Source organism: Terricaulis silvestris (assembly GCF_009792355.1).
GTDB classification, from domain to species: domain Bacteria; phylum Pseudomonadota; class Alphaproteobacteria; order Caulobacterales; family Aquidulcibacteraceae; genus Vitreimonas; species Vitreimonas silvestris.
The window spans coordinates 1,194,044-1,217,185 of the sequence record NZ_CP047045.1 but is presented as its reverse complement, the minus strand read 5'-3'; the positions used below and the strand labels follow the sequence as shown (position 1 = coordinate 1,217,185).

The following is a 23,142-nucleotide window of genomic DNA, read 5'->3' as shown; positions in this document are numbered from 1 at the left end:
AGTCTGCCGGACCCGACCACATGCCCGTCACATATAGGATAACTTTGGCGCATGGCGAAAGACCGCCCGCAGGCGTAAGTTCCTGGCCATGGACGTCTTTAGTTACCTAATCCCTGCCGCGCTGATCGCCGTTTTTCTGGTGTTGTGTTTCGGCATCTACACGCTGTTCCGCGGCGGCGATTTCTCGCGCTCCTGGTCCAACAAAGCGATGCGATTTCGTGTCGTGGCGCAGTTCGTTGCGATCATGATCCTAGTCGCAGCCATGTGGTGGAAGCAGTCGCATGGTTAGGCTGGACAAGATCGTCACCAAGGCCGGCGACGGCGGCAAGACGCGCCTCGCCACCGGCGAGCCTGTCTCCAAGGCGAGCGCGCGCGTCGAAGCCTACGGCGCTGTGGATGAAGCCAACTCCGCCATCGGCGTCGCACGTCTCCACACCACAAGCGATCCCGTGCTCGATCCAATTTTGGATCGTTTGCAAAACGATCTCTTCGATCTCGGCGCCGATCTCGCCACGCCGGACTCGCCCGATCTCAAGTTCGAACCGCTGCGCATTCAGTCGAGCCAAACCGATCGCCTCGAAACGGAAGTCGACGCGCTGAACGAAAAGCTCTCCCCGCTCACCTCGTTCATCCTCCCCGGCGGCTCACCCGCGGCAGCGCACCTCCACCTCGCCCGCGCCATCGCGCGCCGCGCCGAACGCGCCATCGTCGCACTGGCCGACGTCGAAGCGATCTCGCCCGAAGCCGTGAAGTTCGCCAACCGGCTCTCGGATTTGCTCTTCGTCGCCGCGCGCTACGCCAACGACCAGGGCCGCGCCGATCTGCTCTGGAAACCAGGAGCCAACCGCTGATGCGCGGCGCCGTCCATCACATCGATCTCACCGTCAAAGGCGCGCACGCCTCGCGCGCGTTCTACGAAAGCATGCTCGGCTTCATGGGCTATCGCTACACGGCCCCGATCTCCGACATCCCCGCCGCGCCGCATAACGGCTACGATTTCGATCTGCGCGATGGCGACGATTTCTGCTCCATCGGCATCCTCAGCGCACGCGGCGAGAACGCCGGCCGCGAACACGACCGCCACAGCCCCGGCCTCCACCACATCGCCTGGAACGCCGCGAGCCGCGAAGACGTCGACGCCATGCACCAGCATCTCATCAGCATCGGCGCAACGATACTCAATCCGCCAGCCGCGTACCCGAAATACGGCCCGACCTACTACGCCGTCTTCTTCGCCGATCCGGACGGCCTGAAGCTCGAGTACGTGCACAAGCCATAAAGCAAAACGGCCCGCGCTTTCACGCGGGCCGTTGCAGCACTTCACACCGAACTTAGTTCGGACGGTCGTCGGATTTCCGCATTGCGTCCTTCGCGTCGCCGAGCGCTTCGCGCGCTTCGCCCTTGGCCTTGTCGATCTTGCCTTTGGCTTCAAGCGACTTGTCGCCGACGGCCTTGCCAACACCTTCTTTGATCGCGCCCGACGCTTTATCGGCCGCGCCTTTGACGTGTTCTTTGTCCATGAATCCATTCTCCTTGGAATGGAGGAGAAACGCAGATCACAGATGCGGAGTTCCGGTTACGTGATGTATTGCGCACCGTTCATCGTAAGCGTGGAACCCGTCATAAAGCCCGCACTGTCCGACGCCAAAAACGCAACCGCGCCTGCGATTTCTTCGGCTTTGCCGAGGCGTCCCACCGGAATGCCGCTAATGATTTTCTTCAACACTTCCTCGGGCACCGCCGCGACCATGTCGGTCTCGATGTAGCCCGGCGCCACGCAGTTCACCGTGATGCCCTTGTTCGCGCTCTCTTGCGCCAACGCTTTGGTGAAACCGATCATGCCGGCCTTGGCAGCCGAATAATTCACCTGGCCAACTTGGCCTTTTTGGCCGTTGATCGAGCTGATGTTGATGATGCGGCCCCAGCCGCGCGTGCGCATACCGTCGATCACTTGGCGCGTCATGTTGAAACAGGAATCCATGTTGACGCGGATCACTTCCGACCATTGCTCATGGCTCATCTTGTGGAAGAAGCCGTCGCGCGTGATGCCGGCATTGTTCACCAGCACATCGATCGGCCCGAGCTGATCCTCAACAGCCTTGGCGGCAGCGACGCAATCCTCGAACGAGCCGACATTGCCCTTCACCACCATGATGTCGAGCTGCTTGGCGGTTTCCGCGGCGGCGGCGTCATTGCCCGAATAGCCGGCCGCGACCTTCATGCCGTCAGCCTTGAGCCGCTCGGAGATGGCCTTGCCAATGCCCCGCGTTCCACCCGTCACAAAAGCCACGCGCGCCATTCCTGCCTCCCGATTTCGTCTGATGCGAAAATCTGAAGTCACATTGCGCGACTTGTCCGCGCTGTCCATACGCGCGGCCCCGGTTTCACCCCGGAAACCCGCAGACTTGCTTTGCGCTGGCGCCGAGCCGCCGTGCTATGACACCGCTTCCATGACGCGGATCATCATCCTCTACGCCCTGGGCCTGGCCGCCGGCGCCTTCGCGCTGCAATGGCTGCAGTACAATTACCTCGTCCGCGCCTTCACCACCGAAATCTACATCGGCCTCGTCGCGCTCGCCTTCGCCGGCCTCGGCGTTGGGCCGGGATGCGTCTCGCGCGCCGTCCTGCGTCCGCGACGTTCGAGAAGAACACCGCCGCCCTCGCCACGCTCGGCATCACGCTGCGCGAGCAGGAGGTGCTGGCGCTGTTGGCGGCCGGCAAATCCAACAAGGAGATCGCCCAGAAACTCGGCGTCTCCCCCAACACCGTGAAGACGCAAATTGCCAGCCTCTACCAAAAGCTCGAAGTTCAGCGCCGCACCCAAGCTGTGCAAAAAGCCCGCGAACTGGCGCTGATCCCGTAAGACCACGGCGCCAAACGGCCGATCTGGACGATTTCATCCTTTCGGGTGATGGAGTTTCCGGCCGCAACGCGGGCTAGCTCCGCTCAACACGAAGCACGAGGAGCACCCATGTTCGCAACCGCACTCCGCTACGGCGCTATTTCAGGCTTGGTTGTCGTCGGCGTCATCGTCGCCGGCATGCTCTATGCCGACGGCCCCGGCGGCGGCCACGCCTCATCCTCGATGTGGTTCGGCTACCTCGTCATGATCCTCGCGCTGTCGACGATCTTTCTGGCGATCCGTGACTACCGGAACAAAAAGCTCGGCGGCGTCATCAAATTCCTGCCCGCCTTCGGCCTCGGCCTTCTCGTCGCCGCCATAGCGGGCGTCGTTTACGTGGCCGCCTGGGAGACCTTTCTGGCCGTCTCGCACTATCCGTTCATGGAAAACTACACGGCGGCGATGATCCAGAACCAACGCGATGCCGGCGTTACCGGCGCCGAACTCGACGCCTTCATCGCACAAATGGAAGAGATGAAAGTGATGTACGCCAACCCGCTCTTCCGCCTGCCGATGACCTTCATCGAGATCTTCCCCGTCGGTCTCACCATCGCGCTGATCTCAGCCGCCATCCTGCGCAATCCCAAAGTGCTGCCGGCGCGGGCTTAAGGACACACACCATGGACCGCATCACCGGCACGACCGTTACCTTCATTAACGTCGCCAACCGCGATCGCGCGCTCGCCTTCTACCGCGACACGCTCGGCCTCGAGCTCCGCAGCAGCGATCCACACGGCGATTTCCTGGAACTGGACGGCGCGCTCATGCGCCTCACCGCGATGGCGGATCACAAGCCCGGCGCACACCCAGTGCTCGGCTGGAATGTCGAGGACATCAGCGCCGCCGCCGCTTCACTGCGCGCCCGCGGCGTCACCTTCACCATCTACGACGGCATGGGCCAAGACGACCTCGGCATCTGGAGTTCGCCCGACGGCAAAACTAAAGTCGCCTGGTTCAACGATCCCGACGGCAACGTTCTGAGCTTGTCGCAGGCGTAGCCACTCATGCGCGCAGGATCTTCTCCATCGGCCGACCCTTGGCGAGTTCGTCGATAAGCTTGTCGAGGTAACGCAACTCCCGCATCAGCGGGTCTTCGATGTTTTCGATCCGCACGCCGCAGATCATGCCCGTGATCTGCGAGCGCGCAGGATTGAGCTTTGGCGCCTGTGCAAAGAAATCCTCGAAGGTTGTTTTCTTCTTCAGATGAGCTTCGAGCGCCTGCTGACGATAGCCCGTCAGCCAGCGAAAGATCTGATCGACCTCCGCCTTCGTACGCCCCTTCTTCTCCACCTTCGTGATGTAGTGCGGATAAACGCTCGCGACGCTGATCGAATAGATGCGGTGCTTTTTCGGTTCAGCGGCTTTTGCCGATTTGGACTTCGCTTGGACCATTACGTCGCCCCTCGCGCGAACCACCACAGCGCGACGGCACTAAGCAGAACTCCGCCAAACACCAATTGCGTTCGCAGCGGATGTGCGGAGACGTCCTCCGGTGGCTTATTCCAATCGGTGGCAACACTGATGAGGGCGACCACCAATAGTGTCACCCAGAGACCAGTGAGCCCGGGCTTACCGGCGTAAAATGCTAGAAGTGCGTTTGCGCCCGTAAGCACAACCCAGGCGACGCCAAAAACGCGCCGGCCTGTCACGTTCACCGCTCCACGCACACCGCAATGCCCATGCCGCCGCCGATGCAGAGCGTGGCGAGGCCCTTGCTCTTCCCACGGCGCTGCAGCTCATAAAGCAGCGTCGTCAGCACGCGCGCGCCGGACGCGCCGATCGGGTGGCCAATCGCGATCGCGCCGCCATTGACGTTCACCAGGTCCAAATCCCAGCCCATGTCCTTGTTCACTGCACAGGCCTGCGCCGCGAACGCTTCGTTGGACTCGACCAAGTCCAGTTCGCCAACCTTCCAGCCCGCGCGCTCCAGCGCCGCCTTCGACGACGGGATCGGCCCCGTGCCCATCACGCTCGGATCAACACCGCGCGAAGCCCAAGACGCAATCCGCGCCAGCGGCGTCAGCCCGCGCTTGGCCGCTTCATCCGCAGTCATCAGCACCAAAGCCGCAGCGCCGTCGTTGATGCCGGACGCATTCGCCGCCGTGACGGTGCCGTCCTTCTTGAACGCCGCGCGCAAACCGGCGGCGCCTTCCACCGTCGCGTCATGTTTGATGTACTCGTCGTTCTCCACGACCGTATCGCCCTTGCGGCCCTTCACGGTCACCGCGACGATCTCATCCTTGAACTTGCCGGCCTTCTGCGCAGCACTCGCTTTCTGCTGCGAGAGCGTCGCGAACTCGTCCTGCTGCTGACGCGTGATCTGCCACTTCTCGGCGACGTTCTCGGCCGTGATGCCCATGTGATATTGATTGAAGACGTCGGTCAGCCCGTCCTTGATCATCGTATCGGTGAACGAGAGATCGCCCATCTTCTGGCCGTTGCGCAGATGCGCTGCATGCGGCGCGAGGCTCATGCTCTCCTGCCCGCCTGCGACCACGATCTTAGCGTCGCCGGCCTTCAGCTGCTGGTAGCCGACCACGACAGCGCGCAAGCCCGATCCGCATACCTGGTTCAATGACCACGCGGGGCTCTCATCCGGCACGCCCGCCGCACGGCTGGCTTGCCGCGCGGGGTTCATGCCTTGGTTGGCCGTCAGCACCTGCCCCAGCACCACTTCCGACACCTCTTTGGCGTCGACTTTTGCGCGCTGCAGCGCGGCTGTGATCGCTGTTCTGCCCAGCTCATGCGCGGGCACTGCAGCAAAGCTGCCGTTGAACGAGCCCACCGGCGTGCGGGCGGCTGAGACGATTACGACATCTGTCATGGGCCCATGCTCCTGAAGCGGCGAAGGCTTTGGATGGAAACGGAGACTTAAGCGTCCCTATCGCACAAGCGCCAAGCGAAATCCAAGTCAACCAGGCGCCATCGACTGGCGAAAACGGCGGCTTTGTCTTGCATTGCACCCAAGGACGCGTGAATTTGTGGCCAAAGCCCGCCTTCGCGGGCGCCAGAGATCAAAGGACACTCAAGTGGCGGATGCTAACGGCCAGGCAGCGGGGGACGCTGGCGGCGCGGCCGAGGCTCAAACCGAGCAGGTCATCATCAAGAAGTACGCCAACCGGCGGCTCTACAACACGGCGGCGTCGAGCTACGTGACGCTCGACCATTTGTCGGAAATGGTCCGCGAGGGCATCGACTTCATCGTCCTCGACGCCAAGACCAACGACGACATCACCCGCTCGGTGCTGACGCAGATCATCTTCGAAGAAGAGAGCAAGGGCCAGAACCTGCTCCCGGTTCAATTCCTGCGCCGCCTCATCCGTTTCTACGGCGACCAAATGCAGGGCTTCCTGCCGCCGTATCTCGAAATGAGCATGGAGAGCTTCTCCAACGCACAAGAGAAGATGCGCGAAAACATGTCGCGCGCGTTCGGCGCCACGACGCCGATGGCCGCGTTCGAAGAGCAAGCCCAGCGCAACATGGCCATCTTCCAGCAAGCGATACAGGCTTGGGCGCCGTTCGCGCCTGGCGGCATGGTCAACTATCCCGGCATGCCCGGCGCCAAACCAGCGTCAGCCCCCGCCGCCGAAGACGACGCCGACAAGGACGAACAACTCGCTCTGCTCCGCCGCCAAATGGAAGCGATGCAAAAGCAGCTCGACCAGATGGCGAAGCGCTAGCCCGGATAAGCCGGCAGCGCGATCGGCAGCAGGTGCGCGATCACATAGATCGTGTAGGCGCTCCAGATCAGCGTGAGGATGCTCCCGCCGAGCATCGGGAAAAGCCAGGCGCCGCCGGTATCGGCGTGGCCGTGGCCTGCGTGTGAAGCTTCATACGTCATGACGGCATAACGCTACGCCGGGACCCGCGTTCCGCCAAGACGCGAAACGCCCGCTACGCGTGTAACGAACGTCATGAGCGGCGCGAAGGCATCTGCGATACTCTCCCCGCATTGTCATCAGGAGGCCGCGCATGACCACGCCCGCCGCCGCCCAATTCGTTGGCGACATCCCGCGTTTCTACGACCAACACCTCGGCCCGATCATTTTCCAGGGCTACGCCGAAGACCTCGCCCGTCGCGCCGCATCCCTCGCGCCCAGCGATGTGCTGGAGATCGCCGCCGGCACCGGCATCTCCACCGCCGCTTTGCGTCAGGCGCTGCCGCCGGCAACCAACATCACCGCCACGGACTTGAACGCCGCCATGCTGGAGATCGCCCAGACCAAAATCTCAGCGGGCAACGTCCGCTTCCAAACCGCCGACGCCATGGCTCTTCCTTTCGCCGACGCGGCCTTTGATCTCGTCGTGATCCAATTCGGCGTCATGTTCTTTCCCGATCGTCCCGCGGCCTACGCCGAAGCGCGCCGCGTGCTAAAGCCTGGCGGCACATTGCTGTTCAATGCCTGGGGCTCGATGCAATCCAATCCGTTCGGCGAAATCGCGCACCGCGATGCCGAACGCTTCCTGCCGGACAACCCACCGAAATTTTATCTGACGCCGTTCGGCTACTCAGACTCGGCGCAAGTGCGCGCAGACCTGCTCGCCGGCGGCTTCCGAGAAGTGGATCACGCGGTGGTTCAGTTCAGCCGCGATGTGCCCGATTGGCGCCACTTCGCCACCGGCGCCATCTACGGCAACCCGATGATCGTCGACATCCGCGCGGGCGGCGTGAACCCCGACGACATGGTGGAGGCCATTGCCGGCGAACTTGAAGAACGCTTTGGCAAGGCCCCGTCACGCATGCCGCTCGAGGCCCACGTCTACGCCGCCAAGAAGCGTTAGACCGAAACTGTGACCCGCAGGAACGTCGCCGGGATCGAAGTGTAGTCTGGACGCGTGCTCTTGTTCTGCGCCGCGAACAACGCTTCAAGTTCGCGCTGCAGCTCGGCTTCCTTGCCGTTGTTCGCCGCCGCTTCGAACGCATTCATCGTCGGCCCATAATACGTGCGGAACGTGTTCAGGAATTGCGCCGGCGTGGCTTCGGCGTTGAACGTGTAGGTGTCACGCAGGAACGCGATTCTGTCGCGCGCGATGCCCGCAGCCTCGAAGCGCTCCACCACGTTGCCCTCCACGCCCCACGTCATCGGGCTGATGAAACCTTCCGGCGGCGGCGGCGAGTATGCCGAGCTGATCTTCAGGATCGACGCCACCAAAGTCGGATCGTTCGGGATCCAGTTGCCCATCACGATGCGGCCGCCCGGCTTGGTAACGCGCACCATTTCCTTGGCCACATCGAATGGCTTCGGCGCAAACATCGCGCCGAAAATCGTGACGACGAGATCGAAGCTGTGATCGGCGATGCCTTCGAGATTGCACGCATCGCCTTCCTGGAAGCGGAGATTGGTCAACCCTAGCTCTTGCGCCCGCTTGTTGCCGGCCGCGACCAGATTGGCGGCGATATCAACGCCCAGCACATCCGCGCCGCGCTTCGCTGACGGCACGGCCGTGGTGCCGTCGCCGCAGCCCAGATCGAGCACTTTCAGCCCACGCCGCACGCCGATGCTATCGGTCAGCGCCTCGCCGCTTTCGCGCATGGTGGCCGCCAAACGAGTGAAGTCGCCTTTTTCCCAAAGAGCCTTATTCGGGTTCATCGCTTTATCCTTTGTTCAAACCAATGGACGCGGGCTAAGCGCAGCGCTCCCGGCGCGCCGTGCCCTGCGTCACGTCCAGGCTTCTGGCAGACTCCAGCTCACGTGGCTTCGACCGAAACGCCAACGAACTTTGCTCAACGTCTTTGTGATTGCAGGTTGGAGCGCGCCCCTTCAAGCGCGCTTAGCGCCACCGGGTCCAAGGTGCGGGGCTGAAGCCCTGCGCTCCAACCTGTCCACGCTTGCGCCTAATTCCAAACCGGCGGCTTCCGCACGGCCCAAGGCAGTTCTTTCTCCAGCTGCCCCGCCAGCCGATAGAGCGTGCCTTCGTCCGCGTAGCGCCCCGTGAACATCATCCCAATCGGCAACCCGCTTTCGCTCTGCCACAGCGGCAGCGACAGCGATGGCTGCCCTGTCAGATTGAACGGCGGCGTGAAGCCGAACGTCGTGGCTTGGCGCCGATCGAACTCCTTCAAATCCTCCATCAGCGTATCGAGAAATTCAACGCGCGGCACATTGGTGCTCAACACGGGCGTCAGCCAAACATCCCACGTCTCGAACTTGCTGAGTATCTCCCGGTTCATCAGCCGCAATTGCTGCCAACCCCACATCGCGTCCTGGCCGCTGATCTTCTTGCCCGCCTCATAAGCGCGCCGCGCCAAGCCCTCGATGTCGTCGCCAGGCTCGCGGCCCTTGATCTCGATCCAGCGTTTGATCCCCGCCGCGAAGTTTGACGCCGAGACCAAGCCTTGCGCACGATAAAGCGCGCGATAGTCGATGCCCAAGCCCCCTTTGCGCACGTCGTGCCCGAGCTTGCCCAACGCTTCCGCCGTTCGCTCCAGCGCCGCTCGAATTTCTGGCTCGATCGGCTCGCCACGCGGCGTCTCACTCGACCAGCCAATGCGCAGCTTGCCCGGCCCCCGCGCAATCTCCTCGACGTACGGACGCTCCTTCGCCGGATACGCAAACGGGCTGTTGCCCTCCGGATACCCCGTCGCATCCAACATCGCTGCGCTGTCGCGCACCGTGCGCGACACGACGTGATCCACCGAGAGCCCGATGGCACGATCGGTATCGTGTTGACCATTCGGATTGCGATCGCGCGTCGTCTTCATGCCAACCAGCCCGCAACACGCCGCCGGTATCCGGATCGAGCCCAGCCCATCGCTCGCATGCGCCAGTGGGACCATCCCGGCCGCCACGGCAGCCGCCGCGCCACCAGAAGAGCCGCCCGTGATGTGATCCGTATTCCAAGGATTACGGCACGGCCCCAGCAGCGCCGACGTGGTTACGCCCGGAATGCCAAACTCCGGCGTATTGGTCTTTCCCGCTAGCACCGCGCCCGTCGCGCGATAGCGCGTGATCAATTCACTATCGCTGTCGTCCGCATCGATTTGCGCAAACCGGCTCGCCGACGTGCGCGGCCAGCCCTTAACTCTAACGCCCAGATCCTTGATCAGAAACGGCACGCCTTTGAACGGCCCGTCCGGCAACGTGCCAGCCGCGACACCGCGCGCTTCGTCGTAAGCTTTATGAACGACCGCATTGAGTTTGCCGTTGTTGCGCTCGATCCGCTCGATCGCGGCCTCAAGCAATTCGCTCGGCGTCACGTCCCTGTTGCGGATCAACTCGGCTAAGCCCAAGCCATCATAGTCGGCGTATTCAGCGAAACTCATGTGCGCCTCCGCGTTTGCGAGAACGTTAAGCGGTTAATCCGCGTTTGGCACGTCTGATGCAGCGCCTAGCCCATGAGCGCAGGCCCAATCCCGCTCCGTTACGTGGAGGAAACCGGCGACCGTCGCGACAGCGACCGCCGCGCCACGGATCGCCGCGCCCCGCGCCGCTGGCTCGACCCGCTGTTCGCCGCCACCCTCGTCAACCAAATCGCGCCGAAAGAAACGCAATACGCACACGGCTATGCCAGCACGCCGTGCGGCCCCCGTCCCGGCATCGTGGTGAACACGCGCGCTTAAGCGCTCTTCTTCTTCGACTGCTCGAATTCCGCCAGCCAGTTATCGATCGCATCAAGCCGCGCTTCGATGCTCTCGATCCGATCTTCCGGCTCAGCGTTCGTCGGCGGCGCCTCGCGCGCAGCGACACCGCTCTTCAGCGTCACTTCTACCAAGTCCGACTGCAACACGCGCGCGAACGTCTCCAACTCTTCTGCTGTGGGCGCGCGTTCATTGATGAACACGGCATGCAAGTCGGTGCGCTCAAGCCCTGCCGCTATGGCTAACGCCGCGCGATCCAAACCGCGCTCAGCCAATTTCGCGTCGAACCAGTCGGCGTCGAAGAAGAGGGACATTTTGCACCCACCCAAAAAGCGGCGCCGAACCTGCAGGCTCGGCGTCTATGGACGGCTTCATCTTCCCCCGATTCGCACGCACGCTCGACTTCGCAATCGCGCTCGCGATCGGAATGTGGTGCCTGTAAACAAACGAAAATCGGCAGCCGGATACCGACTGCCGATCAACGTTAGCTGAATTGTTAGGCTCAGTGCTGGCCCGCGAACTCCACGTCGCGGCGGGCCGAGATGATCGTAACCACCACACCAGCGAGCACGTCCAACAGCGCCATCACCAGGATGACGAAGAACACACTCGTGGCAAAAGCCGGGTGCAGCAGGAATTCGACCAGGCAGATGATGAACACCAGCATCGAGAGCGCGTGATTGAAAATCGCCGCGGTGCCGGTCGACGTTGATTTCAGCAATTCGATGAAGAGCAAGATCAGCGCGAGCAGCATGAGCACATCGCCGAACGCGATGGTCCACTCCGCGCCAGACGCCATCGGCACTCGGACCCAGACATCGGCCAGATGCTGACGCACGCCGGCGCCGTCGCCATTGGAAGTCGCCGTCGCTCCGAACGCCCAGATATTGTAGGTGAGGACCGGGACGAGGATCAGCGGAAATACGTTGAAAATAGCGCCCATTGGGCCCCCCTGCTGTGATTGCGTGCGAGACCGACGCCCCCGCGTCGTCGCTGCTTGAAGTGCGATACGTTCACCAGGATCGACGCGGTCGTTCATAACTCGTCTGTCCCTCCCGGCAGGCGCGCCCTGCTTCGAAGCCACATCGCGCCAAATAGGTCGGTCATATTCGCGGCCAACCTGCCTAGGTTCGTGTACTTCGAGCGCCCGGCGCTCCGCTGTCGATGATTAACCTCCAAAAACTCCACTGCATAGCCTTCGCGCAGCATCAGTGCGGCCATGAAACGGTGCATGTGATCGAAGTACGGCAGGCGCAAAAAAGCCTCCCGTTTGAACACCTTGACGCCGGAACCGCTATCGTCGGCGCCGTCGTTTAAGGCAGCCTTGCGGATGTCATTGGCGATCTTGGAGGCCCAGCGCTTGCTCCAACCATCCTGACGCTTGCCGCGCTTGCCGGCGACCATGCCCAAATTGCCCGGCGCCTCTGCACGCGTGAGTTTAGCTAAGAGCTTCGGCAAGTCCGCCGGATCGTTCTGCCCGTCGCCGTCAAGCGTGCCCACGATCGGCGCCCGCGCCGCCAGCACGCCGGTGCGCACAGCACGGCTTTGCCCGGAATTGTTGCGATGGCCGATGATGCGAAGCGCCGGCAATTCCCGCTTTAGCAGCGCCAGTTCGCCCTTGGTGTCGTCACGGCTGGCGTCATCGACGAAGATCATCTCGTACGAACGCCCATCGAGCACCGAAGCGATCTCGCGCGCCAACGCGGCCGCATTCCCGACCTCGTCCTTCACCGGCACGACCACGCTGAATTCGATGCTTTCGGTCAAGTTCCCGTCTCGTCGCCCAAGAAACCTAAGCCAGGGCGCGCCCTCTTAGCCGGTCACCGGCCCTAAATCGAGGCGCCCATCCTGCAAGGTGAAGTGGTCCCCGCCCGCCCGAAACCCGGTACACCCGCCCTCGTGTCCGCCCCGCAACCCGCTTCTCTGTTCGACCAGTTCGCCCAAGGCTGGCGCAGCTACGCGCTGATCGCGCTGATCGCGTTCCTCTCCGCGCAGTTCGGCGCCGGCCGCATGCAGGTGATGGATCCCGAGGAAGCGCGCTTCGCTCAAGCCACGCGCCAGATGGTCGAGGCCGGCGACTACGCCCACGTTCGCTTGCAGACCGAAACTCAGAGCGCTCGGCCGATCGGCGTTCACTGGCTGCAAGCGGCGGCCGTCAACGCCGCCGAACCACTGACCCACAAGCGCAACGCGATCTGGTTCTACCGGCTGCCATCGACGCTTGGGCTCCTCCTCGCCGCGATCGCCACGCTCTGGGGCGGCGCAGCATTGATCGGCCAACGCAGCGCGCTGTTCGGCGCGGCACTCCTGAGCGTCGCCATGCTCGCCGGCTTCCAAGGCATGGCCGCCACCGCCGACGCGTTGCTGCTCGGCTTCACCACGCTCGCACTGGCGGCGCTGGCGCGGCTTCGTGCGCCGCAACGAAAGAAAGTCATCTCACTGCTCTTCTGGTTCGCGCTTGCGTGCGGCGTCCTCATCAAAGGCTTCATCGCACCACTGGCGGCGACGCTGACACTCGCGTCGCTCTTCGCCTGGGAACGTCGCGCGGCATGGATGAAGCCGCTGCTCTGGTGGCCCGGCCCGCTCCTGTTCGCAATCGTCGCCGCGCTTTCCCTCGGCACGCTGTTCAGCTTCGAACGCGGCGGACTGGATCAGTTCACACTCCCCGGTTTCCACCTCTTCCTGCTGCCGTTCCTCATCTTCCCCGCCACCTACGCGCTCCCCGCCGCCGCGCGTCTCAGCATCGAAACCATCCGCGCGCCCCTCGCCGACGAGGATCACGCCGCGTTCCGCTTTCTCATCTGCTGGGCGCTGCCGATCCTCCTCGTGTTCGAACTCACGCCGGCGAAACTCCCGCACTTCGCACTCCCAGCATATCCGGCGATCGCGCTGCTCTGCGGCGCGGGCCTCACCGCCATGACCGGCCGCCGCTGGCGCACCACGCATCCCGCCGGCGTCGCGCTGTTCGCCGTCGCCGGCGGCGTCATCGTCGCGCTGATGTCGATTGCCGCCACCTTCATGCCCGGGGACTTCGCCGCCGACACGCGCCGCGCCATTTCCACGGCGCTGATCGGCGTCGGCATCGTCGCCGCGAGCTTCACTGCGCTCATCATGCTGCGCCGCCCCGCCGCGCGCTGCGCCGTGCTCGTGGCGTGCGCGCTGGCGCTCTCCTTCAGCTTCCGCGAACGCATTCTGCCGGAAGCGCGCGCGCTCAATGTCAGCAGCGAAGTCGTCGCCGCCCTCACCCGCGCACGCCTCACCCCACGCGACGATCGCCCGCTCTGGGTTGTCGGCTACAGCGAGCCAAGCCTCATCTTCATCACGCGCACAGACATTCGCCTCGCCGGCCCCGTCGAAGCCGGCGGCGAAGCGCAAATCGGCGATGCGATCGTGATCGAAGGCCGCGCCATGCAAGACATGACGACCCAACTCGCCACACGCGACTTGCAATTCACGCCAGCGGAAGAACCGGTGCGCGGCCTCACTATCGCCAACCTGGATCGCGTTGCGTTGTTTGTCGGCGAACTACGCCCGATCAGCGCCGCGCCGCCGGCTGACGTCCCGCGATAAAATCGCGCCCGCCCAGTAGCACCGCGAGCGTCGGCGCAGCGATCGCCGCAAACGCGCGTTGAAACGGCGTTTTCGCACTCTTCACCGCAAACCGCGCCAGACCTTGCGCCTGCTTGCGGCCGCCGCGCGGGCGACGCGAGAACTTCACGCCGGAAGCGTCCGGCTGAAACAGCACGCTGCCGCCCGCATCCGTCGCACGGCGGCAAAGATCGAGATCGGCCCCGTCGGTCGCGAAGCCTTCGTCGAACCCGCCGAGCGCTTGGAAATCGCCACACGGGATCAGCATGAACGCGCCCGACACCGCCGCTACCGAAGCAGGCTCCGGCGCATCGCCGCTCACGCTGCTCCGCCGCGCTTGCGGCTTCTTGGCCCAATCCATTGCCACCGCGATCGCCGACCAGGTGTTGAGCGCGCCGCCACGCGCCGCGCGGCGCTCGCGGCCTTCAATGTCAGTGAGCCGCCCGCCAACAATCCACGGCGTCCGCGCGCCGCCGCCGGCCGCCGCCATCCGCGCAACCGCGCCGCGCTGCAGCACCACGTCTGGATCGAGAAACAACAACCAGCGCCCAAGCGCGTTCTCGGCGCCGGCGTTCGCGGCCGCCGCTGAACTCTCCTGCGCCTCAACCGTGACCACTCTCACATCGCGCCGGTCCGCCTGCAGCGCCCGCAGCATCGCCGACACACCCGGCGCATTGCCGTGATCGACGACCACGAGATCATCGATCCAAGGTTCAGCCAGCGCACTGCGCAAACACAAATCCAGTGGCGCCTGAGCGCCCGCACGCGCGTCGCGCACAACGACAACGGCCGACACTCGCGGCGCTAGCGCCTGCGCTGTCGCGCGTTCGCGTGAGGGGAACTTGTCCACCTAATGTCTCTCCGCCCGGCGCCCGTTGGTTCGAGTCTTATCCTGTAACGGCCTACGCCCGCCGTCCAGCGACCCCACTGATGTGGGTTTTAGCAGACGCATGAAAAAGGCTTCATCCTCGATTAACCCGTAAATGCGGCAATCCACAGGTCGAGATTCGACGGAGTAAGGCCAGATGGACCCGCAACAAGCCGCCTTGGTGCAGCGCACCTTCGAGCGCGCCGCGCGGATCGGTCCGCATTTCTCGGCCACGTTCTACAACGAGCTCTTCCTGATCGAGCCGCCGCTGAAGCGCATGTTCAGCGGCGACATGATCCGCCAGGGCGAGCAGCTGATGATGTTCCTGGCCTACATCGTCCAGGGACTTGACCGGCTGGACGCCATCCTGCCGGCCGTCCGCGAACTCGGCGTCCGCCACGTCGGCTACGGCGTCGAAGCGCGTCACTACGCAATCGTCGGCACCGCGCTGATGCGCACTTTCCGCCACGAACTCGGGCCCGACTTCACGCCGGAAGCACGCTTGGCCTGGACCACCGCCTACAAGCTTATGTCCGACGCCATGTGCGAAGCCGCCTACGGCGTCAGCGCAAGTCCGGCGGCGTCGCTTCAGCGCTGAGCGCTGCGATCGCGGCATCCAGCTCCATCACGTTCTGATCCTGGCTACCGAGACGGCGTAGCGCCACTTTGCGCTCGTCGGCTTCCTTGCGCCCAACGACAGCAATCACCGGCGTCTTCGCCAGCGAATGCTCACGCACCTTGTAGCCAACCTTCTCGTTGCGCAGATCAAGCGCAACGCGCAGCCCCGCCTTCTTCATCTCGGCGGCGACCTCGTTGGCGTAGCCATCCGCGTCCTGCGTGATCGTGGCGATCACTACCTGCACCGGCGCCATCCACATCGGGAAAGCGCCCGCGTAGTGCTCGATCAGAATGCCAAGGAAACGCTCGAACGAGCCGAAAATGGCGCGGTGAAACATGACAGGACGATGCTTGGCGCCATCCTCGCCGACATATTCCGCATCGAGGCGCTCCGGCAGCACGAAGTCGAGCTGGTGCGTGCCGCACTGCCACGTGCGGCCAATGGCGTCGCGCAGGTGGAATTCGAGCTTCGGCCCATAGAATGCGCCCTCGCCCGGCAGGAATTCGAGCTTCTCACCGGCCGCTTCAGCGGCTTCCTGCAAGATGCGTTCGGCTTTGTCCCAAATCTCATCTTCACCGAAGCGCAACTCCGGCCGCAACGCCAGCTTCACCGCGTGCAGTTCGACGCCGCAATCCTCGTAGATCGAGCGCAGCAATTTGCAGAACGCGATCGTCTCCGGCACCAGCTGCTCTTCCGTGCAGAAAATGTGCGCATCATCCTGCACGAAAGCCCGCACGCGCATCAGGCCCTGCAGCGCGCCCGACGGTTCGTAGCGATGGCATGAACCGAACTCGCTCAAGCGCAGCGGCAGATCGCGATAGCTCTTCTGGCCCTGGTTGAAGATCTGGATATGGCCGGGACAGTTCATCGGCTTCACCGCAAGGGTTTCACCCTCGACCGTCTCGCACGTGAACATATTGGCGTGGAATTTCTGCCAGTGACCTGAACGCTCCCACAGCGAACGATCCAGAATCTGCGGCGCCTTCACTTCGCTATAGCCGGCCTCGTCGAGGCGGCGGCGCAGATAATTCTCCAGCACGCGCCACAGCGTCCATCCTTTCGGATGCCAGAACACCATGCCTTTGCCCTCTTCCTGCATGTGGAAGAGCTCTAACTGGCGCCCAAGCCTACGGTGATCGCGCTTCTCGGCTTCCTCGAGCCGATGGAGATAGCCCTCCAACTGCTTCTCGTCGGCCCAGGCCGTGCCGTAGATTCGTTGCAGCTGCGCGTTGTTCTGATCGCCGCGCCAGTACGCGCCCGCGAGCTTCATCAGCTTGAAGGCTTTGCCGAGCTTCCCCGTCGACGGCAAATGCGGCCCACGGCAGAGATCGCCCCACTTGTCGCCGTGCGAATAGACCGTGATCGGATCGCCCGGCTTGATCACCTCGTCGATCGTCTCGGCTTTGTAGATTTCGCCGATCGACTTGAAGTGCGCGATCGCCTCGTCCTTCTGCCAAACCTTGCGGATGATCGGCAGATCGGCGTCCACGATCTCTTTCATGCGCTTTTCGATCTTCTCGAAATCGTCCGTCGAGAACGGCTCGTCGCGCGCGAAGTCGTAGTAAAAGCCGTCCTCCGTCACCGGGCCGAACGTCACCTGCGTGCCCGGAAACAATTCCTGCACCGCCTGCGCCAGCACGTGCGCCGCGTCGTGACGCAGCACTTCAAGCCCGTCCGCGCTATCGCGCATGACCAGCTCGAACTTGCCGCCGCCTTCCAGAGGCCGCGTCAAATCCCACCACGCGCCATCGATCTTCGCCGCAACAACCTTCTTCGCCAGCGACTTGGAAATGCCTTCCGCCACAGCCAGCGGCGTCGTCCCGTCGTCATACGAACGCTCGGCGCCATCGGGAAATTTGAGAGAAATGCTCATAATTTGCTCGTATCGAGTTCGATGCCTTCGGGCGGCGCGCGATAGCCGCCCTTCCAATCGCCATAGCGCCACGGCCGCCACCACGAGTTCGTCTTGATCTCGCGCGGCGCCGGGTCCCAGCCATGTCCGCCCCATGGCTGGCACCGGCAAAGCCGCGCTCCGGCCATCCAGCTTCCGGCCCACGCGCCGTGCGTACGGATCGAATCCGCCGCATACGTCGAGCACGTCGGCAGGTAGCGGCAGCCGCGCCCAATTAACGGCGACAGCGACCACTTATAAAGTTGGATAAGGCCCAGAAGGCCCCGTGCTGGAATGCTCGGCGACATAACGATCAGCGATGTGTTGGTGTGAGGACCGGGTCAATGCGCGGCCGCTGCGGCGCGCCCGATCTCGCGCCGCCGGCTTTAGCAGGTAGTCGTGGTGACGAAACGCCGGTCCATGCGCCGGATATAAGCGTGTTCGCTGGCGCTGGCTACTGTTCCGCGCCGGGGAACTAAGCGCCGCCGCCCGGCTTTCCCTCCAGCATGAGTGCGCGCAGCCCGGGGCGGGTCATCCTCACCTATGGCCGGAGCCTGATGGCGCTGGTGATCGCCCGTTCGCTGGCTGAGCGCGGCGTCGAAGTGATCGGTTGCGACGACGTTGGCATGACCGTGCTCTCCTTCTCCCGCCACGTGCAGGAGACCTTCACGGTCGCGCCCTGGGACACCGATCCCGAGCAATTCCTGCAAGACATGGAAGCCGCCGTCCGCGACTACGCGCCGACCGACGGTCGCCCCTACGTGCTAATGCCGGTGTTCCGCGAGATCGATCTCATCGCCCGCAACCGCGCCCGCTTCGAACCGACCATCAAGCTCGCCGCCCCCAGCATCGCCAGCATCGAACTCGTAACACCAAAAGATCGCCTCGCCGACCTCGCCCGCGAACACGGCCTCGACATCCCCGACACCTGGCGCCCCGAAAGTTTCGAAGCGTTGCGAGAACTCGCGCCAAGCTTCGATTACCCCGTGATAGTCAAACCCGTGGACGGCACTGGCGGCCGCGGCGTCTCCTGCGCGCAAACCCAAGAAGAGATGGAAGAACAAGCCGCAGCCCTCGGCTTCGACAATCCGCCGCTAATCCAAGAATGCATCGACGGCGAAGACTATTGCGTCTGCGTGCTCGCCAGCGCCGGCGAACTCAAAGCCATGATGGCGTACCGGAACGTCACCACCTTCCCACGCGAAGCCGGCGCCGGCGCCGTGCGCGAAACCGTCGATGCCGAACCCTTCCGTGCCGAAGCGGAAAAGCTCATCGCCGCCACCAATTGGAACGGCGTCGCGCAACTCGATTTTCGCTGGAGTGGCGCCGCGAAAGACGCGCCCAAGCTGATCGAAGTCAACGCCCGCTTCTGGGCCGGCATTTTCCACTCGGTCGAATCCGGCGTCGACTTCCCGTGGCTGCTCTACAAACAAACCGTCGGCCTCGCTGATACGCACGAGGAGGACGCCGAAATCGGCGCCACCACCAAAACCTCCGGCGCTTGGCTGCTCGCCGCTATTGAAGACGTCGCCAACTCCGACCCACACTTCAACGCCGCCGCCGAAGCCTGGGCCGACGCCAAAACCCACGCCAAATCCGGCGAATTCCTCTCCGCCATCGAAAATGCCAGCAAAGCGGTCGGCAAATCGCTCAACGTCCGCGAAGCGCTCAGCGAACTCCGCAGCGCCGTCCGCGATCTCAAGGAAGCGCCCAGTGAACTGACAGATGCGAAAGATCCGCTCGTAGGTCTCGGCGCCCTCTTCGTGCTTTCATCGCTAGCGCGTCACGGCAAGCTGCCGCCGGAAGTCACCTACAAAGCCGAAGACACGCCGCCTGAAAGCTTCGAACCGCCGCCAGCCCGCAAGCGCCCCATCATCGGCATCACCAAGCCCGAAGAGGGCGACACCATCCCGTATCTCGCCATGCGCCTCGCGGTCTGGATCGCCGGCGGCGATCCGGTGAAGCTCACCGCCCGCGCCCCGCGCGATCCGCGCACCATCGACGGCCTCATCTTCGGCGGCGGCTCAGACGTTTATCCCAAGCGCTACCAAGGCAACCCAAAACCCGGCTATCGCTACGATCTCGCCCGCGGCGACATGGAAGCCTCATGGGCGCTCGCCGCGCGCCGTCACGATCTGCCTGTGCTCGGCGTCTGCCGCGGCGCGCAAATGCTCAACGTCCTCGCCGGCGGCACGCTGCATGGCGATCTCACCGGCTTCAAAGTCGATCGCCCCGATCACATCCTCTGGCGCTTCTTTCACCGCCTGCCGATCCGCATCCGCTTCAAGTCGAAGCTTGCGAAGATCACGCACTGCTCCGCTGAGATGCACGTCAACGCCATCCACCAACAGGCCATCAACCGCCTCGGCGCCGGCCTCACCGTCAGCGCCCGCGAACCCAACGGCGTCATTCAAGGCATCGAAGATCCGTCACAGCCGTTCTGGATCGGCGTACAATTCCATCCGGAATTTTTGATCTACCGCGCCCCGTTCCGCCGCCTCTTCCGCGCACTGGTGGACACCGCCTACGCCCGCGCCGAAGAACGCCGCGCCAAGTCTCTGCCGCCCGCGACACCGCCTCAGACGCCCGAGGCAGCGTCCGATCCAGCCTCTGAGCAACGGACAAAGGTGAACGCGCCATAGCACTCAATGAACGCCGAGCCCGGCAAGTCTGCGGTAAACTTCGACGCCACGTAGTAAGTCTCGTAGCGCCCTTGCCCCGCCACCATGCCGGTGAGGAAGTCCACGACGCCATCGAGCGACATCCCCGGCAATTGCGCTTCCACGCCTGCCGTCTGCTCTTCCGTCCGCGCTTCCAAGAACGCGCGCGCTGCCGTCTCATGCGCCTCGCGCGTCGGCACAGTAAAATATGCGCCGACGCCAATCAGGATAAGCAGCAGTAAAAGGCGCACGCGTTAGCCGCCCGTGCGAGTGTCGGCCTGGCGGCTGCACTTCACTTGCTGGAACGCGCCCCAGCAGCTCACCACCGGCGTGCCGTCCAGCGTCACGTCATACTTCGCGGCGACATAGTAATTGCTGTAGGCGCGATCACCCGCGATCGTCGCGCCGATGCCCTCAAGGCCTTCGGAAATATTCGACGGATCGCTCAGCACCGCGTCAGCGCCTTCGCGCATCACCGCCTCTGTTGGTCGCGTAAAATACCCGGCGACGCCGACGATGACGATGAGCAGCAGAACCAGCCTCAGCATGAACGTCTCCCTTGTTCCCCTGCCGCGAAGCTAGCCCAGCCCGCGGCCTGCGCCTAGCGCGCTATGTCGCTTTGCGTTTCTTTGGCGCGGCCTTCTTCGTCACGGTCGGCGGCGCGAACGCGGCCGACAGTTTCTTCGGCGCCACGGCGCGCCAACTTTCGTCCAGATAATCAATCAATTTGACCATCGGCGGCTTCGCCTTCGGTCCGAAGGTGAACGTAACCCAGCCCGACTTCGCCATACCGTACCCGGTCGGCTCGGCGCCCCTCAGCTTCAGCGCTTCCTCATTGCGGAACGGCAGCTTCAGCGAACACGAAAACCCGCCATCCTCAGTCGCGCCCATGAACACGAACGCCTTCTTGCCCGCGACCTTCATCGCGATGTGGCCCCACGGGAAATCCTCGACCGTGTCGGGATAGACCAGCGCCGCCTTGCGCAACGCTTTCCCATCGGTGTGTTTCAATGGCGGGTTGGCTGACATACGCGCCTCCTGCGCTTAGCGCGCTTTCGCCTTCGCCTGATCCAGCGCGTCCACCGCAGCATCAAACGCCAGCATCGTGCTCGCGTGCCGCGCCGGGTATTCCCGCACGCCTTCCAGATGCCGCAGCTCCCAGAACCGCCCACCCGGCGCCGGCGCGCCGTCTTTCAGCATCGCGCGCAAACCATCGCGCGCCGCGCGTATTTCATCCGGCGTCGCGCCAATTGCGTGCATCGCCAGCACGCCGGTCGCGGCCTGGCCGAGCGCACAAGCTTTCGGATGCACCGCGATCTCACTCACCACGCCGTCCGCGAGCTTGAGTTCCACCGTCACCACCGAGCCGCACACCCGGCTCACCTTGGTCGACGCCCCATCCGGCGCATCGAGCCGCCCCACATGCGGCATGTCGCCGGCGAGTTCGAGAATGCGCGGGTGGTAGAGGTCGTCCATTTGCCTTTATGTGGCCTTCCTTGGCGGCCAAGCAACGGGCAGAATAGGAGCGCGGAGAGGCTTATTCATGCGCAGACGCACTTTTGTCGCCGCGGCCCTGGCGTCGCTTCCCGCCATCGCGCACGCCCAGACTGAAACGCCGGCCCCGCCCGCGACGCCGGACACCGCAAGACCGGTGAGCGGCGAACCCATCGACCCTTCAACGCCGCTTGAGTTCGCCTTCGTCGCTGGCCTCGACGACGCGCGCATGCGTCCGATCTTCCGCCGCTATCTGCTCGACACCAGTGTCGTGCTCGCGCTGGCCGAGGGACCCGAGCCGGCGCCGCGCGAAGTGCAGGTGCGCAACGGCTTCACCGCCGGCGCCATCTTCACCACCGCCGCACGCATGGACGCGGTCCTCGGCGCCGACGCGCCGCGCATCATCTTGAACGGCCGCGCCGCACTAGAGCGCCTGCGCGGCAAGAACGCCGTGATCAATTATCGTCTGATCCCGATGCTGACGCTCGATGACGAAGACATCGCCACCTATTTGGCGACCGAAGGCTCAGCCTCAGCCGGGCCCACCCAATAGGCCATCGCCGCCGCAGCGGCGATCGTACAACCCACGCGTCCGCGCCAGACGCGCATTGCCGCCTTCGTCGAACAAGTGAACTTGCCACGTGTGCGTGCAGCCGCTCGCCGTCGTCGTGCGCCGGCACACTTGCGCCGGCGGATCGCCGCGTCCGCGATCGGCGGCAGGCGCCGGGCCGCAGTTAAACTCATTGCGCCGCAAGTCCGCCGACGCCGCGCTGATCGCCAGCCCCGCGCCATAGCGGCCCGACACGCTCTCTGAGAACGCTTCCAGCGTCGCCGCCTCTGACGCGTTACGCCAATCGCCCAAGCTCAAATCGCCGGACGGGATCGCCGACGGCCCCGACGGCTCGGCCGGCGCGCTCACCGGCGTGGTCTCACACGCGGCAAGCGCGAAAGCCAAAGCTGCAGCCACGGCAAAACGCTTCATCTCGAACCCCTATCGCGCGCCAAGGCACATCCGGTCGAACCCCGCCGCCAGCTCGGGCTGGGCGCGGTCGGCGACAACATACCAGTCAATCGCGCAACTTTGCTCCATGATTTCGATGCGGCAATTCACGCCGTTACCCGTGCAGGCGAAACCGTTGGCCGTCAGATCGGCCCGGACTTGGTCGGCGCTCTGGCCGGCGTAACGCTGACGCACCTGCGCCTGGAACGCCGGGCCGTACGTAGCCGGATCAGCCGCGCGCCACTGACCAAAATCGATGCCGCCAGCGCCTGCCCCCTGCGGCGGCGCGCTCTGCGTGCTCGACGGCGCCGGCGGCGGCAAAGCCGACCCACGCTCCACCGGAAACGGCCAATCGCCGGGCGCTGCCGAACTCTGCATCGGCGCACCGTCCGACGCGCACGCGGCCAATCCCGCCGCAACGACAAAAGCGTAGATAACCCGCACCGGCGTCTCCTCGTCCCCCGGGGTAGGGCTTAGAGGGCGGGCGTGGGCGGTTCAAGGCGGGCGCGGCATGTCTGAGACTTGGCCATAGCAAGATTGT

32 protein-coding genes are annotated in these 23,142 nt (G+C 64.1%); 13 read left to right on the top strand and 19 right to left on the bottom strand.

Annotation, left to right across the window (positions count from 1 at the left end):
- The first annotated feature begins 88 nt into the window (after positions 1-88).
- The 3 genes from DSM104635_RS05930 to DSM104635_RS05920 are packed head-to-tail and all read left to right on the top strand — an operon-like array spanning position 89 to position 1,279.
- Positions 89-289, top strand: coding sequence for a twin transmembrane helix small protein (locus DSM104635_RS05930; RefSeq protein ID WP_158765323.1), 201 nt, complete (start codon positions 89-91; stop codon positions 287-289).
- The gene (locus tag DSM104635_RS05925; RefSeq protein WP_158765322.1) at positions 282-851 is read left to right on the top strand and encodes a cob(I)yrinic acid a,c-diamide adenosyltransferase; all 570 of its coding nucleotides are present in this window, start codon (positions 282-284) and stop codon (positions 849-851) included. Before DSM104635_RS05930 ends, DSM104635_RS05925 begins: the two co-directional genes overlap by 8 nt.
- Positions 851-1,279 carry a VOC family protein gene (locus DSM104635_RS05920; protein ID WP_158765321.1) on the top strand — a complete coding sequence of 143 codons (429 nt, stop codon included), beginning with the start codon at positions 851-853 and terminating at the stop codon, positions 1,277-1,279. The genes DSM104635_RS05925 and DSM104635_RS05920 overlap by 1 nt, the downstream gene beginning before the upstream one ends.
- Before the next feature lie 52 nt (positions 1,280-1,331).
- Here the strand turns inward: DSM104635_RS05920 and DSM104635_RS05915 are convergent, their stop codons facing one another.
- Positions 1,332-1,520, bottom strand: a complete 189-nt coding sequence (locus tag DSM104635_RS05915) for a CsbD family protein (protein WP_158765320.1) — start codon at positions 1,518-1,520, stop codon at positions 1,332-1,334.
- A gap of 56 nt (positions 1,521-1,576) precedes the next feature.
- Entirely contained in the window at positions 1,577-2,299 is a 723-nt protein-coding gene (gene phbB / locus DSM104635_RS05910) for an acetoacetyl-CoA reductase (protein WP_158765319.1), read from the bottom strand.
- A 306-nt stretch (positions 2,300-2,605) separates the two neighbouring features.
- On the opposite strand from phbB, the gene DSM104635_RS19870 reads away from it, so the two are divergent.
- The 3 genes from DSM104635_RS19870 to DSM104635_RS05895 all read left to right on the top strand — a co-directional run bounded on the left by DSM104635_RS19870 (position 2,606) and on the right by DSM104635_RS05895 (position 3,900).
- Positions 2,606-2,863: a response regulator transcription factor gene (locus DSM104635_RS19870; RefSeq protein ID WP_228445897.1), complete on the top strand. Its 258-nt coding sequence runs from the start codon at positions 2,606-2,608 to the stop codon at positions 2,861-2,863.
- A 108-nt stretch (positions 2,864-2,971) separates the two neighbouring features.
- Entirely contained in the window at positions 2,972-3,511 is a 540-nt protein-coding gene (locus DSM104635_RS05900; protein ID WP_158765318.1) for a DUF4199 domain-containing protein, read from the top strand.
- Positions 3,512-3,522: 11 nt separating this feature from the next.
- Positions 3,523-3,900 carry a VOC family protein gene (locus DSM104635_RS05895; RefSeq protein WP_158765317.1) on the top strand — a complete coding sequence of 126 codons (378 nt, stop codon included), beginning with the start codon at positions 3,523-3,525 and terminating at the stop codon, positions 3,898-3,900.
- Positions 3,901-3,904: 4 nt separating this feature from the next.
- Here the strand turns inward: DSM104635_RS05895 and DSM104635_RS05890 are convergent, their stop codons facing one another.
- Together DSM104635_RS05890 and DSM104635_RS05885 are read right to left on the bottom strand one after the other, a co-directional pair.
- Entirely contained in the window at positions 3,905-4,294 is a 390-nt protein-coding gene (locus DSM104635_RS05890; RefSeq protein WP_158765316.1) for a DUF2200 domain-containing protein, read from the bottom strand.
- Positions 4,295-4,553: 259 nt separating this feature from the next.
- Positions 4,554-5,726 (bottom strand): acetyl-CoA C-acetyltransferase, encoded by a 1,173-nt coding sequence (locus tag DSM104635_RS05885; RefSeq protein WP_158765315.1) that lies wholly within the window; start codon positions 5,724-5,726, stop codon positions 4,554-4,556.
- A 205-nt stretch (positions 5,727-5,931) separates the two neighbouring features.
- Here DSM104635_RS05885 and phaR point away from each other — a divergent pair, with 205 nt between their 5' ends.
- Positions 5,932-6,582 (top strand): polyhydroxyalkanoate synthesis repressor PhaR, encoded by a 651-nt coding sequence (phaR, locus tag DSM104635_RS05880; RefSeq protein ID WP_158765314.1) that lies wholly within the window; start codon positions 5,932-5,934, stop codon positions 6,580-6,582.
- Here phaR and DSM104635_RS05875 read toward each other — a convergent pair.
- A complete protein-coding gene (locus tag DSM104635_RS05875; RefSeq protein ID WP_158765313.1) occupies positions 6,579-6,743 on the bottom strand; it encodes a hypothetical protein in 165 nt (54 codons plus the stop codon). The genes phaR and DSM104635_RS05875 overlap by 4 nt on opposite strands.
- Positions 6,744-6,874: 131 nt before the next feature.
- Between DSM104635_RS05875 and DSM104635_RS05870 the strand changes: the two genes are divergently transcribed.
- Complete coding sequence (locus DSM104635_RS05870) at positions 6,875-7,684, top strand: class I SAM-dependent methyltransferase (protein ID WP_158765312.1); 810 nt, start codon at positions 6,875-6,877, stop codon at positions 7,682-7,684.
- Here the strand turns inward: DSM104635_RS05870 and DSM104635_RS05865 are convergent.
- Both DSM104635_RS05865 and DSM104635_RS05860 read right to left on the bottom strand, forming a co-directional pair.
- Positions 7,681-8,493 carry a class I SAM-dependent methyltransferase gene (locus tag DSM104635_RS05865; RefSeq protein ID WP_158765311.1) on the bottom strand — a complete coding sequence of 271 codons (813 nt, stop codon included), beginning with the start codon at positions 8,491-8,493 and terminating at the stop codon, positions 7,681-7,683. The two genes, DSM104635_RS05870 and DSM104635_RS05865, sit on opposite strands and share 4 nt — an antisense overlap.
- A gap of 245 nt (positions 8,494-8,738) precedes the next feature.
- On the bottom strand, positions 8,739-10,166 hold the full coding sequence (locus DSM104635_RS05860) for an amidase (RefSeq protein ID WP_158765310.1): 1,428 nt from the start codon (positions 10,164-10,166) through the stop codon (positions 8,739-8,741).
- Positions 10,167-10,238: 72 nt separating this feature from the next.
- On the opposite strand from DSM104635_RS05860, the gene DSM104635_RS05855 reads away from it, so the two are divergent.
- On the top strand, positions 10,239-10,463 hold the full coding sequence (locus DSM104635_RS05855; protein ID WP_158765309.1) for a hypothetical protein: 225 nt from the start codon (positions 10,239-10,241) through the stop codon (positions 10,461-10,463).
- On the opposite strand, the gene DSM104635_RS05850 is transcribed toward DSM104635_RS05855, so the two are convergent.
- The 3 genes from DSM104635_RS05850 to DSM104635_RS05840 all read right to left on the bottom strand — a co-directional run bounded on the left by DSM104635_RS05850 (position 10,460) and on the right by DSM104635_RS05840 (position 12,248).
- The gene (locus DSM104635_RS05850) at positions 10,460-10,795 is read right to left on the bottom strand and encodes a DNA-binding protein (protein WP_158765308.1); all 336 of its coding nucleotides are present in this window, start codon (positions 10,793-10,795) and stop codon (positions 10,460-10,462) included. The genes DSM104635_RS05855 and DSM104635_RS05850 overlap by 4 nt on opposite strands.
- A gap of 188 nt (positions 10,796-10,983) precedes the next feature.
- The gene (locus DSM104635_RS05845) at positions 10,984-11,424 is read right to left on the bottom strand and encodes a hypothetical protein (protein ID WP_158765307.1); all 441 of its coding nucleotides are present in this window, start codon (positions 11,422-11,424) and stop codon (positions 10,984-10,986) included.
- A 92-nt stretch (positions 11,425-11,516) separates the two neighbouring features.
- Positions 11,517-12,248 carry a glycosyltransferase family 2 protein gene (locus tag DSM104635_RS05840; RefSeq protein ID WP_158765306.1) on the bottom strand — a complete coding sequence of 244 codons (732 nt, stop codon included), beginning with the start codon at positions 12,246-12,248 and terminating at the stop codon, positions 11,517-11,519.
- 132 nt (positions 12,249-12,380) lie between these two features.
- Between DSM104635_RS05840 and DSM104635_RS05835 the strand changes: the two genes are divergently transcribed.
- Complete coding sequence (locus DSM104635_RS05835; protein WP_158765305.1) at positions 12,381-14,051, top strand: ArnT family glycosyltransferase; 1,671 nt, start codon at positions 12,381-12,383, stop codon at positions 14,049-14,051.
- Here DSM104635_RS05835 and DSM104635_RS05830 read toward each other — a convergent pair.
- Positions 14,017-14,919, bottom strand: coding sequence for a glycosyltransferase family 2 protein (locus tag DSM104635_RS05830; protein WP_158765304.1), 903 nt, complete (start codon positions 14,917-14,919; stop codon positions 14,017-14,019). The two genes, DSM104635_RS05835 and DSM104635_RS05830, sit on opposite strands and share 35 nt — an antisense overlap.
- A gap of 175 nt (positions 14,920-15,094) precedes the next feature.
- On the opposite strand from DSM104635_RS05830, the gene DSM104635_RS05825 reads away from it, so the two are divergent.
- The gene (locus DSM104635_RS05825) at positions 15,095-15,535 is read left to right on the top strand and encodes a globin domain-containing protein (protein ID WP_158765303.1); all 441 of its coding nucleotides are present in this window, start codon (positions 15,095-15,097) and stop codon (positions 15,533-15,535) included.
- On the opposite strand, the gene thrS is transcribed toward DSM104635_RS05825, so the two are convergent.
- On the bottom strand, positions 15,501-17,429 hold the full coding sequence (gene thrS / locus DSM104635_RS05820) for a threonine--tRNA ligase (protein WP_158765302.1): 1,929 nt from the start codon (positions 17,427-17,429) through the stop codon (positions 15,501-15,503). The two genes, DSM104635_RS05825 and thrS, sit on opposite strands and share 35 nt — an antisense overlap.
- Entirely contained in the window at positions 17,426-17,755 is a 330-nt protein-coding gene (gene yidD / locus DSM104635_RS05815) for a membrane protein insertion efficiency factor YidD (RefSeq protein WP_158765301.1), read from the bottom strand. The genes thrS and yidD overlap by 4 nt, the downstream gene beginning before the upstream one ends.
- Before the next feature lie 198 nt (positions 17,756-17,953).
- Here yidD and DSM104635_RS05810 point away from each other — a divergent pair, with 198 nt between their 5' ends.
- Entirely contained in the window at positions 17,954-20,089 is a 2,136-nt protein-coding gene (locus tag DSM104635_RS05810) for a gamma-glutamyl-gamma-aminobutyrate hydrolase family protein (RefSeq protein WP_158765300.1), read from the top strand.
- Here DSM104635_RS05810 and DSM104635_RS05805 read toward each other — a convergent pair.
- The 4 genes from DSM104635_RS05805 to DSM104635_RS05790 all read right to left on the bottom strand — a co-directional run bounded on the left by DSM104635_RS05805 (position 20,026) and on the right by DSM104635_RS05790 (position 21,583).
- Positions 20,026-20,358 carry a hypothetical protein gene (locus DSM104635_RS05805; RefSeq protein ID WP_158765299.1) on the bottom strand — a complete coding sequence of 111 codons (333 nt, stop codon included), beginning with the start codon at positions 20,356-20,358 and terminating at the stop codon, positions 20,026-20,028. The two genes, DSM104635_RS05810 and DSM104635_RS05805, sit on opposite strands and share 64 nt — an antisense overlap.
- 3 nt (positions 20,359-20,361) lie before the next feature.
- The gene (locus DSM104635_RS05800; protein WP_158765298.1) at positions 20,362-20,655 is read right to left on the bottom strand and encodes a hypothetical protein; all 294 of its coding nucleotides are present in this window, start codon (positions 20,653-20,655) and stop codon (positions 20,362-20,364) included.
- Between the two features lie 61 nt (positions 20,656-20,716).
- The gene (locus tag DSM104635_RS05795; RefSeq protein ID WP_158765297.1) at positions 20,717-21,136 is read right to left on the bottom strand and encodes an MmcQ/YjbR family DNA-binding protein; all 420 of its coding nucleotides are present in this window, start codon (positions 21,134-21,136) and stop codon (positions 20,717-20,719) included.
- Between the two features lie 15 nt (positions 21,137-21,151).
- Positions 21,152-21,583 carry an iron-sulfur cluster assembly scaffold protein gene (locus DSM104635_RS05790; RefSeq protein ID WP_158765296.1) on the bottom strand — a complete coding sequence of 144 codons (432 nt, stop codon included), beginning with the start codon at positions 21,581-21,583 and terminating at the stop codon, positions 21,152-21,154.
- A 67-nt stretch (positions 21,584-21,650) separates the two neighbouring features.
- Between DSM104635_RS05790 and DSM104635_RS05785 the strand changes: the two genes are divergently transcribed.
- Positions 21,651-22,154 (top strand): hypothetical protein, encoded by a 504-nt coding sequence (locus DSM104635_RS05785; protein ID WP_158765295.1) that lies wholly within the window; start codon positions 21,651-21,653, stop codon positions 22,152-22,154.
- Here the strand turns inward: DSM104635_RS05785 and DSM104635_RS05780 are convergent.
- Together DSM104635_RS05780 and DSM104635_RS05775 are read right to left on the bottom strand one after the other, a co-directional pair.
- On the bottom strand, positions 22,134-22,583 hold the full coding sequence (locus tag DSM104635_RS05780; protein ID WP_158765294.1) for a hypothetical protein: 450 nt from the start codon (positions 22,581-22,583) through the stop codon (positions 22,134-22,136). The genes DSM104635_RS05785 and DSM104635_RS05780 overlap by 21 nt on opposite strands.
- A gap of 9 nt (positions 22,584-22,592) precedes the next feature.
- Positions 22,593-23,045: a hypothetical protein gene (locus tag DSM104635_RS05775; protein ID WP_158765293.1), complete on the bottom strand. Its 453-nt coding sequence runs from the start codon at positions 23,043-23,045 to the stop codon at positions 22,593-22,595.
- Positions 23,046-23,142 lie beyond the last annotated feature (97 nt).